The organism is Paenibacillus sp. FA6, assembly GCF_051550225.1.
Taxonomy (GTDB): Bacteria; Bacillota; Bacilli; order Paenibacillales; family Paenibacillaceae; genus Paenibacillus_AQ.
In genome coordinates, this window is sequence record NZ_CP188820.1 from 1,293,232 (window position 1) to 1,312,496 (window position 19,265).

The window sequence follows — 19,265 nt, forward strand, 5'->3', positions numbered from 1 at the left end:
CATTGAAGTTGACGAGCTGCAGGACAACAAGGGGGAATACATCATGCATACGGAAGATCTTGCGCTGCATACCGATAAATATCAGATTAATATGATGTATGCGCATTGGCACTTGGGTACACATGAGAATAGAGCCGTATTTGAAGCCTATTTCCGAAAGCTTCCATTTGGAAATGGATATGCTGTATTTGCAGGTTTAGAACGAATTGTTCAATATGTTAACCATCTTCGATTTACGGAAGAGGATATAGAATATCTTGCAGAGCAAGAAGAGAATTACGATCCTGCTTTTCTGGATGAATTGCGTAAGTTCCGTTTCCAAGGAACGATTCATTCTATGAAAGAAGGGACATTAGTATTTCCTGATGAACCGCTGATTCGTGTTGAAGGTAGAATGATGGAGGCGCAATTAGTAGAAACGGCTCTCCTTAATTTCATGAACTTTCAGACACTCATCGCAACCAAAGCATCACGAATTAAACAGATTGCGGGTCAGGATACTTTACTTGAATTCGGTACACGTCGTGCACAGGAGGCGGATGCTGCGGTCTGGGGTGCTCGAGCTGCGTATGTTGGAGGTTTTGATGCAACATCCAATATGCTGGCAGGCAAAAAGTTTGGAATTCCTACCAAAGGTACTCATGCACATTCATGGGTGCAGAGCTTTGAAAGTGAACAAGAGTCTTTTGACGCCTATGCCAAGGTCATGCCGGATTTAGTAACCTTACTAGTAGATACTTACGATACGCTAAAAAGTGGAGTTCCGCATGCGATTCAGACGGGTAAGTATTTAGCATCCATTGGAAAAAAATTGTCTGCCATTCGTCTAGATAGTGGTGATTTAGCGTATCTCTCGATTCAAGCACGCAAAATGTTAGATGAAGCCGGCTTGCCTGAAGTCAAGATTGTTGCTTCGAACGATCTAGATGAGAATACGATTCTCAATCTGAAAGCACAGGGAGCACGGATTGATATTTGGGGTGTTGGAACACAACTGATTACTGCGGCGGATCAACCGGCATTAGGTGGTGTATACAAACTCGTCGAGCGTAATGTGAATGGCGTAATGAAACCAACTCTCAAAATCTCAGCTAACCCTGAGAAGGTATCTACACCTGGCAAGAAAGACGTATATCGTATTATTGACCGCACAAGCGGTAAGGCTCTAGCAGATTATATTTGTTTCCCAGAAGAGGAACAACCGCGTGATGGCGGACCAATCAAGTTGTTCAATCCACAGCATTCTTATCTACAAAAGAAGATACGGAACTATGAGGCCATTCCTATGCTAGAGCCCGTATTTGTGGATGGTATTCAGGTATATGAATTACCGACGCTTGATATGATTCGCATCCACCATAAGGAACAGTTAAATCTCTTCTGGCCGGAATATTTGCGGAAAATGAACCCGGAAATATATCGTACGAACATTAGTGAGACCGTATGGGAGTTAAAAAAAGCCATTATGGCTGAACATATGCAAGAAGAGGATATATAAGAGGAAGTTCAAAAAGTCATCTTTTGATCACGAAGGTTCGCGAGAAGCTTATTCGACATCGAATATTGAATTCAGCCGGTCCTAGCATATGCTTTCGAGGTATGTTTCCTTCGGAAACATTTCAGGTGCTCACGTAGGTACTGCAAGCATAGGCTTCCGAAGTCGCTTTCTACGAAAGCGTGTAGCTCTGCTCCTCAGTCCCTAGCTTCATCCAAACTTCTGAAGCGTTTTGAAAAACATAGCATCATAAGCATACGTTTTTAGTGCTGAAAAGCTGAATTTTTGAACTCGTACTATAAGACTAACCGATAGCATGTTAGAGATTCTACAGGATCTCTGACATGCTTTTTTTACATATAAGGATGTATAGAGTTTTAGTAGGATTTTTAGGTTTACATAGTAGGAAGTTTAATAAATTGTAATTTATGATGATATATTCCGGATGTAACCCATCTTAAAGTAGATAAAGAGGCAAGGTTAGACTCACGAAGGGGGCTTGACCCATAATGTGAGGCAGAAGTGAGTGAAGTAACTGCAGAAGTTACACTTATTTAGGAGGAAAGCTAGGCTGAAGAGAAACAGATACAAAACATACAGTTAAAATACGGATAATAGTGAAAATTAGGGGTTTTCCAGTAACTAGATGCACTCTATGCAGCTAATATGAGCACATCAGGATACGGAGGGGATTTAAGTGTACTCGGTACAACTGTTGGACAAGGAGAAGGTGGAATGTTAGTCATGCTGGTGCTAGGACTGATTATGGAGGTGAAGATGACTGTTGGCGATGCTAATCGTGCTAATGGAGGGGATGTTTTGTCGTTTATGGTATATATACCTAATCGAAGATCGGATAGCCACAAATATGGAAATAACAGAGCACTCGTAATAGAACAAGAGAAGGGAATGGATATGGAGCGAAAAGTTCACGTTCCGCCTTTAAAGTCGTGTTCCATCCTTTGATAATAATCAAGGAACATGACTTTAACAGCGGATGTAGCCCATAGCCAGTCGCTTCCCACCCACTACATAAACTCCCCGACCAAGGACGCCGAAAGGCGTCTTTTTTATTGTGAAGAAGCCATTGAAATCATGCGGATGACCTCAATTATTTCTCGGGAAAGCGCAGGAGTTGGCAAAATGTATCGCTGTTCGACATGTTGTGGAATGAAACCGCATACAACATATTCAATTGGATATGATTTTTTTCATATCTAAAATTTGTAATATCTCGTTAAAATGAAAGGATAACAATAGAGGAAATATCACATTAGAGAAAATATCCGTAAAAGGGGTGATGTCGGTGGTACATCTGCCAAAAGTAAATGAATTGGGTTTCTTTGAAATAAGATTGGAGTCCATTGGGGGCCTTGGGGCAAATTTGGCTGGTAAAATGCTGGCTGAAGCTGGTGTTGAAGGTGCTGGTCTGAATGGGGTGAGTTTCTCGTCCTATGGTTCTGAGAAGAAGGGATCACATGTTAAAGCACATATCCGTTTTTGTGATCTGAATACACCTATCCGTGATACGTCACCCGTTGAACGACCACATGTCTTGAGTATATTTCATGAAGCTCTGGCTAAAACGGTCAATGTGATTAGTGGAATTTATGCAGATAGTACCGTCCTTGTTAATTCTCAGAAAACACCTGAGCAATTAAAGAATGCTATGAATATGCTTGGAGGCACGGTTGCTGTTATCGACGCCACAGGCATTGCACTATCGGAGAAGAATCGTGTCAATATGGCGATGCTTGGAGCAATGTTTCGTCTATGTCCTTTTCTTGATCCCGATACGATGAAAGAAGTCATTCGCAAATCCCTTGGGACGAAATATCCTCAGAGTGTGGCATCAGCCTTAAATACGTTCGAGCGTGGATTTAATGAAGTAATCATTCAGGAATTTCCTTTAGAAGAAGGGAAGTCGATGCCGGAATTCGTACGTTCAGATATCTCTGTGCTTGGATATGAGACACAACCGATCGGAGGACTTATTACCAATCCGGGCAATAGCTTTTTGAAAAATCTTAGTATTTCCCGTGCTGGAATGATGCCTCATTTCGTAGTGGAAGATTGTATTCATTGTGCTCAGTGTGACACCGTATGCCCGGATTTATGCTTTGTATGGGAAGAGCAACTTGATAAAAAAGGAAGACCACAAATGTTCCTGAATGGGATCGATTATCAGTATTGCAAAGGTTGTTTGAAATGTATTGAGGCTTGTCCGACAGATGCTCTCTCAAGTGTTCTTGAAGAAGACGGTGCAGCAGATGCTCAGACGGTTAAACATATTTTTGACTTAGTATAGATTATTGGTGAAAGGTGGGAAGCTCTAATGGCTGTTATTGATGAAAAAGAAGTAGACACTTCCAAGGTTGAACAAATATATGTCTATGAATCTGGGAATGAAATGGCTGCTTATGCTGCACATCAAATTAATTATCATGTGATGGGTTATTTTCCGATCTCCCCCTCAACCGAGGTGGCACAGTATTTAGACTTGATGAAAGCTAATGGGCAACATGATATCAAGTTGATCCCATCGGATGGTGAGCATAGCTCCGCAGGTATATGTTTCGGAGCCTCAACGGCAGGTGGTCGTGTATTTAACGCAACAAGTGCAAATGGCTATATGTTTATGTTAGAACAGATGCCTGTGCAGTCTGGCACACGATTCCCTATGGTTATGAATTTGGTGTGTAGATCGGTCTCAGGTCCATTGAATATCCATGGTGATCATTCGGATCTATATTTCGCTTTGAATACAGGCTGGCCTATCTTGATGTGTCGTGATCCCCAGTCTGTCTATGATATGAACCTAATTGCCCTCAAACTAGCTGAACACAAAGATGTACGTCTGCCAGTGCTGATTGCTTCTGATGGATACTTCACATCACATCAGAAGCGTCGTGTTCAAGTGTTGGCACATCAGCAGGACGTTCATAAGTTCGTAGGGGAAAAGCCGCCTGAAGGCTTCCCTAACACGTTAGATCGAGATAATCCCATTACGGTCGGACCTTATATGAATGAACCAGATTATATTAATAACAAATATCAGCAGTCCCAAGCGATGTACAATGCTGGAGATGTATTTGAGGCTATTGCTAGTGAATACAAGGAATTAACAGGTCGAAATTACGAAATGCTAGATATGTACCGTATGGAGGATGCAGAAGTAGCGGTATTCCTTATGAATTCGGCCTCTGAAATTATAAAAGATGTGGTTGATCAACTTCGTAGTCAAGGGATCAAGGCGGGTTCCATCGCTCCCAATATGATCCGACCGTTTCCTCAGAAGCAAATTGCTGAGGCTTTGCAACATGTTAAGGCCATTACGGTGGGTGACCGTGCAGATTCATATGGAGCACATGGCGGTAATATGGTGCTTGAGATTAAAGCGGCTCTGTTCACAGATGGTAACACGACAACGCAAGTCATCAGTAGGATATATGGTTTGGGCGGTAAAGAATTCTATGCAGAAGATGGGCATCATTTATTTGAACTAGCTATTGAAGCGGTTGCGAAGGGTATGGTAGAAGTACCTTTTGACTACTATGGACATACCGTTGGAGAAGCATCTAAAGCCCCTAAACGTGTTCTGAAGCCGATGAGGTTCGAAGACTTGAAGACAGGTCTAATTACGGTGAAGAAGGACGAAGTGACAGGGAAATTAAGTGTACGTATTCCACCGCTACGCGCGCTTACGAAGAAGCCGAAACGATTAGCTCCAGGTCATGGTGCTTGTCCAGGGTGTGGGATATTCTCAGGGCTTGAGACGTTCTTCAAGGGAATTGAAGGAGATATTGTTGCACTGTATCATACAGGTTGTGCGATGGTTACGACTACGGGCTTCCCCTATTCTGCACATAAAGCAACGTATATCCACAATCTATTCCAGAATGGGGCTGCCACATTATCAGGTGTTGTGGAAATGTTCTGGGAACGCAAGCGGCGTGGTGAATTGGATCATCTAGGTTTGCAAGAGGACTTCACGTTTGTTATGGTAACGGGTGATGGTGGTATGGATATTGGTATGGGACCTGCTATTGGCGCAGCAATGAGGAATCATAAGATGATCATTATCGAGTATGATAATGAAGGTTATATGAATACCGGGGCGCAACAATCCTATTCAACGCCTCTTGGAAACCGAACCTCGACATCCAATCTAGGAACGGAGCAACAAGGGAAAACAACGCAACATAAAGATACAGCTCAAATCATGGCAGCAACGAATATTCCGTACGTATTCACCGGTTCCGAGGCATTCCCTCAAGATTTGGTGAAGAAAGCGGCGAAAGCCCAATATTATGCGCAGAACGAAGGATTAGTATATGGTAAAATACTGATTGCATGTCCTTTGAATTGGTTATCTAATGACAATGAGGGTGCTATCATTGTGAACGAAGCTGTAGATACTTGTTTCTTCCCATTGTATGAAGTAGAGCATGGATGTACAAACATCACATATAATCCAGAAGATAAGAATAAGAAAGTTGAACTTCGCGAATGGCTGAAGTGGATGGGGAAAACACGTCATTTGCTTAAGCCGGAAAATGAAGCCACGTATGAGAGTTTTCAAAATGAGGTCAATCGGCGTTGGAATGTATTGAAGGCTAAGCATGAGAATCCTTATTTATAAGCTCATTTAGAAATGAAGAAGGCGTCTTTCCTTAGCAGGGAGGAGGTCCTTTTTTGAAATATAAGAAAGTATACGTTTCACTTGATACTCTATTTCTTATATTTCGGCAGAGAATGAAGAGACTAGGAAATATGATTAATGTTTTAGATGGTTAAGAAAGGAAATGGTGACTTATATGAACAGTTTTCAAGCATTTATGATTCGTAAAGATGATCAAGGGTTTCGTAGTGGTGTAGAGACATTGAATATAGACCAACTACCAGAAGGTGACGTAACCGTTGAGGTAGAGTATTCCAGTGTTAACTATAAGGATGGTTTAGCCAATTCATCGGAGGGGAGGATAGTCAAATCGTATCCTTTTATTCCAGGAATTGATCTAGCAGGAACAGTTGTTGAATCAAATCACCCTCGCTTTCAGTCAGGTGATGTTGTTCTGTGTACAGGATTTGGACTTGGCGAAGTACACTTCGGTGGGTATAGTCGCTTGGCAAGGGTAAGTGGTGATTGGCTCGTCTCGTTACCGCAGGGATTGAATTCCAAAGAGGCCATGGGGATTGGTACAGCTGGGTTTACGGCGGCATTATCTGTGGAACGGCTTATTCTTAATGGTCTTACACCAGAGCGTGGGCCTGTGCTAGTTACAGGAGCAACGGGTGGTGTGGGTAGTGTTGCTGTGAATATATTAGCTCAGCTTGGATTCGAAGTTGTGGCGAGTACAGGGAAAGTTGATACTCAGAGTGAGTGGTTACAACAATTAGGTGCGACCTTAGTCGTTAGCCGCGAAGAAATTATAGCTCCTCCCAAAGGAGTTCTTGCGAAAGAACGATGGGCAGGTGTAGTTGATCCTGTTGGAGGATCTCATTTAGCAGGGCTTCTGAAGACAGTCCAATACGGTGGAGGGGTTGCACTTTCAGGATTAACTGGCGGGGGATCTTTCGAGAGTACAGTCTACCCATTTATACTTCGTGGAATACAATTGCTCGGTATCGATTCTGTCTATTGTCCTATGGAACATAGACAGGCGATTTGGACTAAATTAGGCGCAGCGTGGAAGCCCGTTAAGGTGCTTGAGGGTGGAATAACGGAGATTTCATTACATGAATTACCTGATGTACTAGAGAACATATTGCAAGGTGGAGCAGTCGGACGTACCGTGGTGAAGCTAGATTAGGATATTTATTGAAGTAGGTTAGCTTTGGGGAATAGGAATCATAAAAATAGAGTGTGGGGACTGATAATAGTTTCTACACTCTGTTTTTGCCGTTGAATAATCGTTACATGTGAACAGGTATTCTCACTTGATAAATAAAAAATTTCAATATAATTGGAACATTTAGAGTCTAATGAACGTTTTAGTGGTAATGAGAGAATAAGCTTAAGTCGTTGCTCGGGCTTGAAGTTGAAAAAAACAATGTGCAGAGGAGAGGAATTCATGAGAAAAATTCTAACCGCACTTGCTGTTGCAAGCATGTTAAGTGTTAGTTCAATAGCAAATGCCGCTGATTCAATACCTATATATATATACAATGATAAGATTCAAAACAATTTGGCACCAATAGTAGAACAAGGGAGAGTACTTGTTCCGATTCGAGTTGTATCAGAGGCATTAGGTGCAAAGGTAGAATGGGATAAAAAAGAGAACAAAGTGACTGTTCGTAAATGGGCTGAAAGTGTCATACTTACGATCGGTAAGAATACAGCTTCCGTCGATGGGAAGTTTGCTGAATCCGGTGTGATTTCATTAGATGTTTCTGCTAAATTAGAGAATAATCGAGTGTTTGTCCCTTTACGATTTCTATCAGAACTATATGGGTATAGAATAAATTGGGATGGTAAAGCGGTTACGATTAGTTCACCCTTAAATGACAAAGAACGGAAGATCCTCTATGAAGGTTCGCTACAACAAGCTCGAAAGCTAGCTATGGACAAGACCTACACCTCAATCGTACATTATGAGCAAAGGCCATTGGAGGTAACTCGTGAAGATGATGATTATAGCAGTACCTTTTTATTTCCCGAGGGTGAAGCCCTTCGATTCTATGTCCTTAAAGGTGATACAGCTTTGTTGTATGAATTTAAAGAGGATTTCCCAATGGTGACTTGGCAAGCGCATATTCAAAAAGGGGATAACTTACAAAATTTCTTAGATCACAAATTGTTCGATACAAGGGGAACGGAAATCACAATAAATAAAAAGCTATTATATTATAACTATGGTATTTCAGGAGATAGTAGTGCAAAAACAAGTGGTAGCATTGATGAAGATAATAAAATTGCGCAACTGGGCTTCGAACATATTATTGGTGGTGTAGTGTCCAATAAAGAGGGGAAGATTTCATTAGAATTATCAAATGAAACTCGAAAGGAAGTAGTGAATAGCGTACAATAGCAGCACTATTTGAGCACGAAAGAAAAGCAGTGTTCCGGATAGTTAATGTAATTAAATGTAGCCACTTGCATGGGGGGCTTTACATATAGTAAACTCGGCTGATAGAGATGGAAATGAGTTGGAGGAGAAAGAAGTATGAATCTGAATCAAGTAACAGATCGAGTTACACCTATATACATATTGTCTGGATTCCTAGGAAGCGGGAAAACGACATTGTTGCAGCGCATGGTAACATATTGGCAGGAGCAGGGGCTTCGACCCGCTGTGATCATGAATGAGATTGGCGATGTGAACTTGGAAGGTGCGTTGATTGAAGAGACCGTCCCCATGACTGAAATGCTCAGTGGATGCATCTGCTGTACCATTCGAGGTGATTTAAGTTTAGAAATATCTAATCTGATTAAGCAAGAATCACCTGATGTAATCGTCATAGAGGCGACAGGAATTGCGAATCCGATGGAAATCTTGGATGGTGTAACGGAAGCTGCGCTGTATATGAAAATAGATCTTAAGAGCGTCATAACCGTCGTTGATGCGGTACATTTATTGGAACTATATGAGATCCAGAAAGGCAAGACTTATCGCCTTATGCAAGAGCAGATTCGCTGTGCATCTTATTTGATTCTTAATAAAATTGACCGTGTAAGTGAAGGAGATCAAGCTTCGCTTACGACGATACTATCTAGTTGGAACGAGTATGCTCCGATTATCCCAGCTGTACGTTGTGATGTGGACTGGGTTCCTTTGTTCGGACAAGATGTTCAACCTAGACAGTGGAAGAGCGACCATTCATATGAAGTTGATCAAGCTGAGGATCATGATCATAGTCAGGTTGGACATGATCACTCACATCACTCACATGATCATGTTATGGTATATACGCATTATTTCACGGGTCCAATTGATAGTCAGGGTTTTGAACAATTAGTGAATCATTTACCACGTGAAGTATATCGTGCGAAAGGAATTATGACATTTAGTGATACCACCAGTCGATTCTTATTTCAATATGCATTTAGAGAATCGGACTTCTTGAAGATTAATCCTCAAGGAGTCGTACCCGATGTCGTTGTATTCATAGGTGAGCATTTCTCTCAAGCTGAATTGAAGGATGCCTTGGAAGAGCTTGAGAAGAGAGGTTAATGCTAACTGAAAATTATAAGTGAGTATGCCAGTTAAATCGTGTTGCAACCTAATGGTGACCGATGTATACTGTTGTATATTGAACGTCTTTGAACGGGAGAGTAATGAGAGTAACTGATATTGTAGCGAGCCGGAAGTGGTGAAAGCCGGTATATTGGACTCTGATGAAGCGCACCCGGGAGATGGCTATTCCAACGTCATGAAGATCGCTTTTTTATGATCAGTAGAATAGTCCGATTGATCTTCGTTATAGGTCATCAAGCGGAACAACTCTAGAGAGGATTACACCTCTGTCTGAGGGTTCAACTAGAGTGGTACCACGGGAACTAAAGCTCTCGTCTCTTATTCATAGAGATGAGGGCTTTTTTTGATGAAATAAACGGTCATTTGAGTAGAATAAGGAGGATGGTTAATCATGTTAAATAAATGGGCCGTAGAGGCGATACAGCCACATGTATCCCTATCAGTAGAAGAAGTAGAGGCCTTGTTAGAAACACCACCCTCAGCAGTGATGGGTGACATTGCATTTCCGTGTTACGTATTAGCAAAGCAATACAGACAATCACCGCCACAGATAGCACTACATTTAGTAAACCTTATCCAAATGAAGGGAATCAAAGCAGAAACTGTTGGACCTTATGTTAATTTAACTTTTGACAGAAGCTATTATGCTGGGTACTTGATGGAGCAATTGCAGCAAAGTAATGATCCCCAAACCAATATAGGTCAGGGGAAAAAGGTGATTATCGATATGTCATCCCCAAATATAGCGAAACCTTTTGGTATCGGACATCTTCGATCGACGATGATCGGAGCCGCCTTGTACAAAATGTATCAAACCGCAGGATACGAACCTGTTAGTGTCAATCATCTGGGGGATTGGGGCACACAATTTGGTAAACAAATTGCAGCATATAAGCGTTGGGGTAATGATGAAGCATTACAAGAGAACCCAATTCAGGAGTCTTTACGTTTATATGTTCAGTTTCATGAGGAAGCAGAGCAAGATGCTACATTGGAACCCGAGGCGCGAAATTGGTTCCGTCTGTTGGAGTCTGGTGATGAAGAAGCGAACAGACTTTGGGAATATTTCGTCGAAGTTAGTATGCAGGAGTTCAACAGAATGTATGAAAGACTAAATGTTACGTTCGATTATGTGCTCGGAGAAAGCTTTTACAACGATAAGATGGGTGCTGTTGTTCAAGAGCTAAAAGATAAAGACTTATTAGTGAAAAGTGAGGGTGCACTCGTTGTTCAGTTGGATGATGAGGGGATGCCACCCTGCTTAATTATGAAGTCCGACGGGACGACGATTTATCCTACACGGGATTTGGCAACAGCATTCTATCGCCATCATGTCATGAAAGCTGATCAAATTCTGTATGTGGTCGGGGGAGAACAGAAGTTACATTTCCAACAAGTATTTGCTGTATTGAATAAAATGGGGGCCGAGTGGGTTCAAGATTGTAGTCATGTTCACTTTGGATTAATGAAATTCGAGGGTAAGAAGATGTCTACCCGTCGCGGTAAAATTGTGTATCTTGACGATGTGTTAGATGAAGCTATTACAAGAGCGCTGCGGGTCATTGAAGAGAAAAATCCAGAGTTGCCGGATAAATATAAGGTGGCACAGGATGTAGGAATTGGAGCAGTTATTTTTGGAGATCTCAAGAATAATCGGAGTAATGAAGTGGATTTCTCATTGGATGATGCGTTGAATTTCGAAGGGGAGACAGGTCCTTACTTGCAGTACACATATACTAGAACCCAAAGTATTCTTTCTAAGAGCATGATGATAGAACAAGTGGACGCGGAGGATCTACAAGGAATGCAGGAGGATAAGTATATTGAAGCTTTAGGTGATTCGGGATGGGCCCTCCTTAAACTCCTTATTCGCTTCCCTGAACAGTTGAAACGTGGGGTACATAATAATGAACCTTCCGTATTAGCTAGGTATGTTCTAGATGTAGCGCAGGTGTTCAATCACTTCTACAACCAGGAAAGAATACTGTGTGAAGAAGAGAAGTTAAGAAAAATTCGAGTGTCTCTAACGATGCTAACAGGACAATCTTTACAAAGAACAATGCATATTCTGGGTCTAGGTACTCCTGTACGTATGTAAAAAGGGGCGTAATAGATTCATTTAACAATCTCATGTTGATAGATTCTGCGGATTCCTTTAACATAAGGAATAGCAAAGCAGATCAACTAGCACATCGTGTGAATGTGTTGATAGTGAATGGAGCGGAAGTATGGTAAAAGAAAGATTGCTCGACAGTGATCATTCAAGAGATGTCTTTACCTATTTTGGACTTGCCGTATATTCTTCACAATCTTTGGAGCAGCAACTCGTTAACTTATTAATGCTCATGAAGCTATCAGAGGGCAAGATTCCAACAGAAGAAGACTTCACTGAACTTTATCAACGTAAGTTAAGTAGTTCGTTAGGCCAGTTAGTACAGGAAATTCAGCATCATTTCCCTTTCTCAGAAGAAGAAACGATTCAATTGACAAGAATATGGAAACAACGTAATTATATTGTCCATGATTACTTTAAGGAGCGAATCCAAGAGACGTTCAGTCCTGGCGGTCGTTCTCGTATGATTCGTGAGTTTACGAAGTTTAGTGACCAAGCACAAATGTTGGAGAAGAAGCTCCAAGGATATTCTCGGGAATTCTATCGTACGCTTGGTCTAGATAATGATTCTATTGCTTCTTATTCTGATAAATCATAGTTTCGAACAAGGATGCTTGAAAAGTAAAGAGCCTCACTGCAATATCGCAGTGAGGCTCTTTACTTTATTCTTTAAAGGGCGTGCTACCGTCCTTTGGAATCATCAGTTATTTTATACACCAGGCACGGATTGAATAGGTTGCCTAGAAGATTCTTCTACATGCTCAGATCCAGTAGGTTGAGGTAAGATACTTCCCAGTTGTAGTTGATACAATTGGAAGTAACGACCACCCAGCTCCAGAAGTTCTTCATGACTACCTCGTTCAACGATCTCTCCACGGTGCAACACCAGAATTTGATCAGCACTGCGGATGGTAGAAAGACGGTGAGCGATAATGAACGTCGTGCGACCTCTCTTCAGAACCTCCAGGGCCGATTGAATCAGGCTTTCCGTCTCTGTATCAATGTTGGCGGTGGCTTCATCAAGAATAAGGATTGCTGGATCGAATGCAAGCGCGCGTGCGAAGGAAATCAGTTGGCGCTGCCCAGCGGACAACGTACTTCCTTTCTCCACAACGGGCTCATCAAATCCTTTTGGTAAGTGGGCAAGGATACGCTCAGCACCCACATCACACAAGGCCTTCTCGATTTGTTCACGGGATATTCTCTCGTCACCTAGGCTGACATTCGATGCCACCGTACCAGTGAAGAGATAAGGATCCTGCAATACAATTCCCATATGATGGCGTAGCCATTGTTTAGGGATATCAGTCACTTCCTGACCATCAATCGTAATGCTCCCTTTCTGTGGATCATAGAAGCGGAATAATAGATTAATGATGGAACTTTTCCCTGAACCAGTATGACCTACCAGAGCAACCGTCTGGCCTTGCTTCGCTTCAAAGGAAATGTTTTTGAGAACATAATCTTTTTTATAAGCGAATGAGACATCCTTGAATTCTACATTTCCTTTGTAGCGTGGCATAGTACCATCTGTAACATCTTCCCCTGGCTCATCCATCAGCTCGAACACTCTCCCAGCAGATACCATAGAAGAATCGAGCGCAGCAAGCTGGTTCACCATACCCGTGATGGGTTGAAATAACCGACCAAGGACATCAACGAAGGCATACAGTACACCAAGTGATACAACATTGGTACCACTGAGTGAGCCGAATCCGAAATACGCTAGCAATACGGCAAATGAGAAGCTACGTAACACATTGACCAAGTTATGGGTTGTAAATGCATTGAGGTTCAGCATCTTATTCTGATACTTCATGTAATCTTGATTCAGTGTCTCGAATTCATCCCTAGTCTGTTGCTGACGTCGGAATATACGAATGATGGACATTCCTTGAATAGACTCATTGATGATCGCATTGATCTCACTTAGGCGAGATCGAATAATCGTATTGAATTTAGTTGCGTATTTACGATAGAGAATAATCCAAATAATTAATATCGGAATAACGAATAAGCATACAAGCCCAAGTCGCACATCAAGTATGAATAGAGCAATATACACGCCTGTAATATAGACGATACCCGAGCTGAAGTTGGCAAGTACAGCCACGAACAAATCCTTTACTGCCTCCGTATCGTTGGTAATTCTAGAAACGACCTTCCCAGCAGGTAAGTTATCAAAGAAATGGACTGGAAGTCGTTGAATATGGGCGTATACATCTGTCCGCAATTTCTGAATAACTTTGTTGGCTGAAGACTGTAGCCAGTAGGTCTTACCAAATTCCGTGAATATTGTGACCAATAGTAGTAAGAGATATAATCCCACGAGCTTCATAATGCCAGGTATTTCTGGCGTGTAAAAGGTGAAAAGTTGGTCGGCTGTTAATGCTGTGACTGGATAAGTTGACTCTAATGTTCCATTTGAAATGGTCATCTGGCCATCGACAACGACTCTTTTTCCATTAGTAACTTCAACCGCCTGATTGATAAAATAGAAGGTCTTACCTTTTTGGAGAATACGGACTTCTTGACCTTTATTCTCGTTCTCGGCGAATCGATCGCCGCGCTTGTAATAATGACCTTCATATAGAACAGAACCTTCCGATGTTGGTGAATCCGTCTCAAAGAAAGGTTGTTCAATACCGAGCATATGGTCATCAATCATAGCTTTAGCTATAAAAGGTCCCGCAAGTTCTGCGGCAACGCCTATACATAATGTGAATATAGCGGCTATGAACATCACTTTAGCCGTTAGAGCATACTGGAACAACCGTTTTCCTATGTTCAATTAAGTCACCTCCTCAGTGGTGAGTTTGTTTTCCACTTGTTGACGTTCAAATTGTTCAAGATACCAACCTCCTAGAGCTAATAGCTCTTCGTGAGTTCCTTCTTCAATGATGCTACCTTCCTCAAGCACGACAATCCAATCGGCATGCTCCACAGCTGATAAGCGATGTGTGGATATGAGAGTGGTCTTACCCGCGCGTTTGAGTCTGATGTTCTCAATAATTCGTGCTTCTGTTCTTGCATCAACGGCAGATAGTGCGTCATCTAGAATGAGAATCTCAGGATTTCCAATAAATGCTCTCGCTAATGCGACACGTTGTTTCTGCCCCCCAGAAAGGGAGACCCCTTTCTCACCGACAAGGGTATCTAGACCATCTGACAGGGTGGTAAGGTCATTCTCGAAGGCAGCGGTTGCGATGGCCTCCATAATTAAGGAATCATTCGCGTCCTTTAAACCGTATTGAATGTTCTCACGTACAGATCTGGAGAACAATATTTGTTCCTGCGGTACATATCCGATCCAACTATGAAGTTCGTCCTTAGCCAGTTCTTGTATGCAGATACCTGAGATAAGAAGTTCACCAGTTCCCATAGGGTATTCATGCAGAAGTTGCTTCAGTAAGGTGGATTTACCGCTTCCGGTACGTCCAACTACGCCTAGAGTCTGCCCCTTTTGGAGTGTTAACTGAATATTCTTCAAATTATCCACCGTTGAAGTTGGATAACGGAAGGTGATATCCCGTAGCTCAATACGCTGTGGATCACTTACAGTCGTAGGATGAGCAACGTCATCCACATCCGGTATGACGGATAGAATTTGATCCACACGATCGAGTGAGGCACTACCTCGTTGCATGATATTAATTAATTCACCAATAGCGAACATCGGCCAGATCATCATCCCAAGGTACATATTAAATGACACGAGATCCCCAAGGGTAATCTGATTTCTGAACACAAGATAAATACCATAGGTAAGACCAATTACATAGCTTAGTCCGACACAGAGTCGAATCGTAGGCTCGAAAAAGGCATCTACCTTAGCTACACTCATATTTTTGCGATACACATCATCCGTTATGTTCTGAAATTGTTGTTGATCTGATCTTTCTTGAACATAAGCACGAATAACACGCACACCGGCAACAGATTCGAGAACTTGGTCATTCATATCTCCAAAGGCATCCTGTGCTAAAGAGTAACGTTCATGTACGATTTTTCCATAAATCTTCATCGCAAGGGCGATAAAGGGGAGGGGGATAATCGCTGCTAACGTTAACTGCCAGCTAATGAGAAATCCCATGGCGAACAGGATAACGAGTAAATATACGGTTGAATCTGTCATGACTAATATTCCGAAACCAGCTGTTGCAGCGACGGAACGAAGATCGTTCGTTGCTCTGGCCATCAAATCACCTGTACGATTTCGTTCGAAGAAAGGAGGGGTCATGCCAAGTAAATGATTCATATACCGCGTACGGAGAATTCGCTCGACAAGGTTAGCACCACCAAACAATCTATGCATCCATATGTAAGTGATCAGGTAGATAACAATTAGAATGACAATAATCAATGCGATATAGCGAAAAAGTGAAGGACCTGTAATAGTGCCTGTAACGATATCATCAATCGCATTTCCAAGTAAACGAGGTGGTAACAACTCACCTACGCCACATAAAATTAGCGTAATTAAACCAATGATGTAGCGCTTTTTCTCTTGGCGAAAAAACCAACCTAGCTTTTTTAAAACAGAAAACAAAACAATCACATCCTCTCAAGTTGAAACTGCTGATGAATTTAATTCCCAAGTTGGACACAAAAAAAGACATACCATCCGTGAACGGACGATATGCCTTTTGAAATGCTAAAGTTATCATGCGTACGGTTGATTGAGCAACCGCCGCCAACGTAGGATATTCAATTCAGAAATTCTAAGAAGCACATATGACTTCTTTAGAATCAATCCACCAGCAGGGTTACTCCAATATTCAATTGTAGTTTATAAGCCGTATTGTATTGAAAAGCTCTAATCATCTGATTGAACATGTTACTCACCCTTCCTTTGTAAATTTTTGTGTATCTGGTATCGTGAGAATTTTATCATCATGACATCAAATTTGTCAATTTTTATTTTAGTAAGAGTATTTGTTCGTATTTATAATAAGGAAGACAGGGCGATGTATGTATTTTTGATGCGGGTTCAGGTATGATAGAGACACACACATTGGAATACAGATCGTAAAGGAGTTGGACTTCATGAACATTGTAGTGAGTGCCGACGCAGCCCGTTGGTATGTGAGAGAATTAAATTTAAACGATGGTGATTCCGTAAGGTTCTTTCCACGTTATAGTTCCGGAGGAGGGCTACATCCAGGATTCTCTCTGGGCATCTCTGTTGAGAAACCTACCAATGGTACGTTATTTCAAGATGTAGAAGGAATTCGCTTTTATTTGGAAGAGCAGGATTTGTGGTACCTTAAAGGTTATGATTTGATTGTTAATTATGTAGAGCCTGATGATGATATTGATTATGTTTATAAAGAGATTAAATAATAGTCTTTGGAAGTTATATACAAAGCTCCTTTTCGACAAGGAAAGGAGTTTTTGGTTGCGCATAAATGGTGAGCTGCATTCTATTAGAGAAGTGAAGGAATAATAACGTGATATCGTTATCCTTTCGAAAGGGGAAGTATAGTCATTGAATCAATGGAAATCCTATTTTAAATTTATTAAGCCATATATGAAATTAATTATTATTACGCTGATTATTGGGATGATTAAGTTCACTATTCCGTTAACTTTACCGATGATCATGAAATATGTAGTCGATGATTTGTTGACAGGGAATTCACCACTTACGATGCAAGAAAAAGTGTCGCAATTGATGAAGGTTCTTGGTGGAGCGCTAGTATTGTTCGTCATAATCAGAGGGCCTGTTGAATATTTCCGCCAGTATTTCGCCCAACTTATTACCAATAAGGTTCTATTCGATTTACGAAATCGATTGTATTCCCACTTACAAAAATTATCTCTTCGGTATTATCAGAATACGAAAGCGGGCGAAGTCATATCGCGTTTCATTAACGATGTGGAGCAGACCAAGAATATTGTAGAAGTTGGTATGATGAATATTTGGTTAGATATGTTTACGCTTGTATTCGTACTAATTGTCATATTCTATCTGGACCCTACGTTAGCTTTGGTCGCAATTTCGATGCTTCCTCTGTATGCTATTGCTGTAAAGATCCTTTATAAAAGGTTGAAAAGTCTTACAAAAGATCGTTCTCAAGCATTAGCTGGTATTCAATCCTATTTACATGAAAGAATTCATGGGATCTCTGTAATACGTAGCTTCACTCTAGAGAAATACGATCAGAATAAATTTGAAGGTATCAATGGTAACTTTCTCAATAAGGCTTTGGCACAGACGCGTTGGAATGCGATCACATTTGCCGTCATTAATACGATAACGGATATTTCACCGATTCTAGTTATTGGATATGGGGGATATCAAGTGATTCAGGGGAATCTGACATTAGGTACCTTTGTGGCTTTCTTTGGTTACTTAGATCGTTTGTATGCTCCGTTGAGACGTTTAATCAGTTCATCTACCGTACTAACTCAAGCATCTGCATCATTAGAAAGAGTCATGGAATTGATGGACGAGCCTTATGATATTGTGGATGCCCCACATGCTAAGAAATTGGAAGGTCAGGCTAAACAAATTACGTTTAACCATGTATGGTTCAAATATAATGAGAAGAATGACTGGATTCTACAAGATATAAATTTGGATATTAGGGCAGGAGAGACCGTGGCTTTCGTTGGGATGAGCGGTGGAGGGAAATCTTCACTGATTAGCTTGATTGCTCGATTCTACGATATTCAAAAAGGTGGAATATTGGTCAATGGCCAGGATATTCGGGATCTAACCCAGGAAAGTCTGCGAAGTAAGATCGGAATGGTACTTCAAGATAACTTCCTATTCAGCGGATCCGTGAAGGAGAACATTCTACTAGGCAATCCGGATGCGGGATACGATGATATTGTGGCGGCTTCCATCGCAGCGAATGCTCATGAGTTTATTATGAATTTGCCAAAAGGTTATGATACAGAAGTTGGAGAACGCGGAGTTAAATTATCGGGTGGTCAGAAGCAACGTTTAGCTATCGCTCGTGTCTTTCTGAAGGACCCTGATATTCTTATACTGGATGAGGCGACCTCGGCTTTGGACTTGGAATCTGAGCATCTTATTCAGCAGTCCTTACAGTCCTTATCATCCAACCGGACGACGTTAATTGTGGCTCATCGATTGTCGACCATCACGCATGCAGATACCATTGTTGTTCTTGAGAACGGAAGCATCACCGAGAGCGGAAGTCATCAAGAATTGATGGAGCTGAATGGAAGTTATGCTCGATTGTATAACGTTCAGCATTTGGATATTTAACGGATATCCTTACGATCGCTGTTGCCCTCTGATTTCTTGATTGTATACCGCATAGCGGTTGAAATTAGAGGGCAAAGCATATGCTTTCGAAGTAGCTTTCCGTAGGAAAGCTTGCAGGCGAACGCTACCGCTTCTTCAGAACAATTTCGTCAACTTCACTACTTCGAACATGATACCTTGTTTTCTGCAAGTATGGATTTTGGTTTAAAGGCATCTTTT

Annotated in this window: 13 protein-coding genes and 1 other annotated feature; of the genes, 11 read left to right on the plus strand and 2 right to left on the minus strand. The window is 41.5% G+C overall.

The annotated features are described in order from the left end of the window. The first annotated feature begins 43 nt into the window (after nt 1-43). The 9 genes from ACP8HI_RS06020 (at nt 44) to ACP8HI_RS06060 (ending at nt 12,404) form a co-directional block, all read left to right on the plus strand. Complete coding sequence (locus ACP8HI_RS06020) at nt 44-1,498, plus strand: nicotinate phosphoribosyltransferase (RefSeq protein WP_438350217.1); 1,455 nt, start codon at nt 44-46, stop codon at nt 1,496-1,498. 663 nt (nt 1,499-2,161) lie between these two features. Continuing rightward, nucleotides 2,162-2,461, plus strand: coding sequence for a hypothetical protein (locus ACP8HI_RS06025; protein ID WP_438350218.1), 300 nt, complete (start codon nt 2,162-2,164; stop codon nt 2,459-2,461). Nucleotides 2,462-2,801: 340 nt separating this feature from the next. Beyond that, nucleotides 2,802-3,803 (plus strand): 2-oxoacid:acceptor oxidoreductase family protein, encoded by a 1,002-nt coding sequence (locus ACP8HI_RS06030; RefSeq protein WP_438350219.1) that lies wholly within the window; start codon nt 2,802-2,804, stop codon nt 3,801-3,803. A gap of 27 nt (nt 3,804-3,830) precedes the next feature. After that, nucleotides 3,831-6,137, plus strand: a complete 2,307-nt coding sequence (locus ACP8HI_RS06035) for a thiamine pyrophosphate-dependent enzyme (RefSeq protein WP_438350220.1) — start codon at nt 3,831-3,833, stop codon at nt 6,135-6,137. 163 nt (nt 6,138-6,300) lie between these two features. Continuing rightward, nucleotides 6,301-7,308 carry an acrylyl-CoA reductase family protein gene (locus ACP8HI_RS06040; protein WP_438350221.1) on the plus strand — a complete coding sequence of 336 codons (1,008 nt, stop codon included), beginning with the start codon at nt 6,301-6,303 and terminating at the stop codon, nt 7,306-7,308. 261 nt (nt 7,309-7,569) lie between these two features. After that, nucleotides 7,570-8,526: a stalk domain-containing protein gene (locus tag ACP8HI_RS06045; protein ID WP_438350222.1), complete on the plus strand. Its 957-nt coding sequence runs from the start codon at nt 7,570-7,572 to the stop codon at nt 8,524-8,526. Between the two features lie 135 nt (nt 8,527-8,661). Next, the gene (locus ACP8HI_RS06050; RefSeq protein ID WP_438350223.1) at nt 8,662-9,669 is read left to right on the plus strand and encodes a CobW family GTP-binding protein; all 1,008 of its coding nucleotides are present in this window, start codon (nt 8,662-8,664) and stop codon (nt 9,667-9,669) included. Nucleotides 9,670-9,749: 80 nt separating this feature from the next. Continuing rightward, nucleotides 9,750-10,015 (plus strand) — a binding site (T-box leader). Between the two features lie 69 nt (nt 10,016-10,084). Beyond that, on the plus strand, nt 10,085-11,791 hold the full coding sequence (argS, locus tag ACP8HI_RS06055) for an arginine--tRNA ligase (protein WP_438350224.1): 1,707 nt from the start codon (nt 10,085-10,087) through the stop codon (nt 11,789-11,791). 130 nt (nt 11,792-11,921) lie between these two features. Then, on the plus strand, nt 11,922-12,404 hold the full coding sequence (locus ACP8HI_RS06060) for a hypothetical protein (RefSeq protein ID WP_438350225.1): 483 nt from the start codon (nt 11,922-11,924) through the stop codon (nt 12,402-12,404). Between the two features lie 111 nt (nt 12,405-12,515). Here the strand turns inward: ACP8HI_RS06060 and ACP8HI_RS06065 are convergent, their stop codons facing one another. Next, nucleotides 12,516-14,549, minus strand: coding sequence for an ABC transporter ATP-binding protein (locus ACP8HI_RS06065; protein ID WP_438351723.1), 2,034 nt, complete (start codon nt 14,547-14,549; stop codon nt 12,516-12,518). A 48-nt stretch (nt 14,550-14,597) separates the two neighbouring features. After that, on the minus strand, nt 14,598-16,355 hold the full coding sequence (locus ACP8HI_RS06070) for an ABC transporter ATP-binding protein (RefSeq protein ID WP_438350226.1): 1,758 nt from the start codon (nt 16,353-16,355) through the stop codon (nt 14,598-14,600). A 497-nt stretch (nt 16,356-16,852) separates the two neighbouring features. Here ACP8HI_RS06070 and ACP8HI_RS06075 point away from each other — a divergent pair, with 497 nt between their 5' ends. After that, on the plus strand, nt 16,853-17,149 hold the full coding sequence (locus ACP8HI_RS06075; protein WP_438350227.1) for a HesB/YadR/YfhF family protein: 297 nt from the start codon (nt 16,853-16,855) through the stop codon (nt 17,147-17,149). A gap of 145 nt (nt 17,150-17,294) precedes the next feature. After that, a complete protein-coding gene (locus ACP8HI_RS06080; protein WP_438350228.1) occupies nt 17,295-19,046 on the plus strand; it encodes an ABC transporter ATP-binding protein in 1,752 nt (583 codons plus the stop codon). Nucleotides 19,047-19,265: the final 219 nt, after the last annotated feature.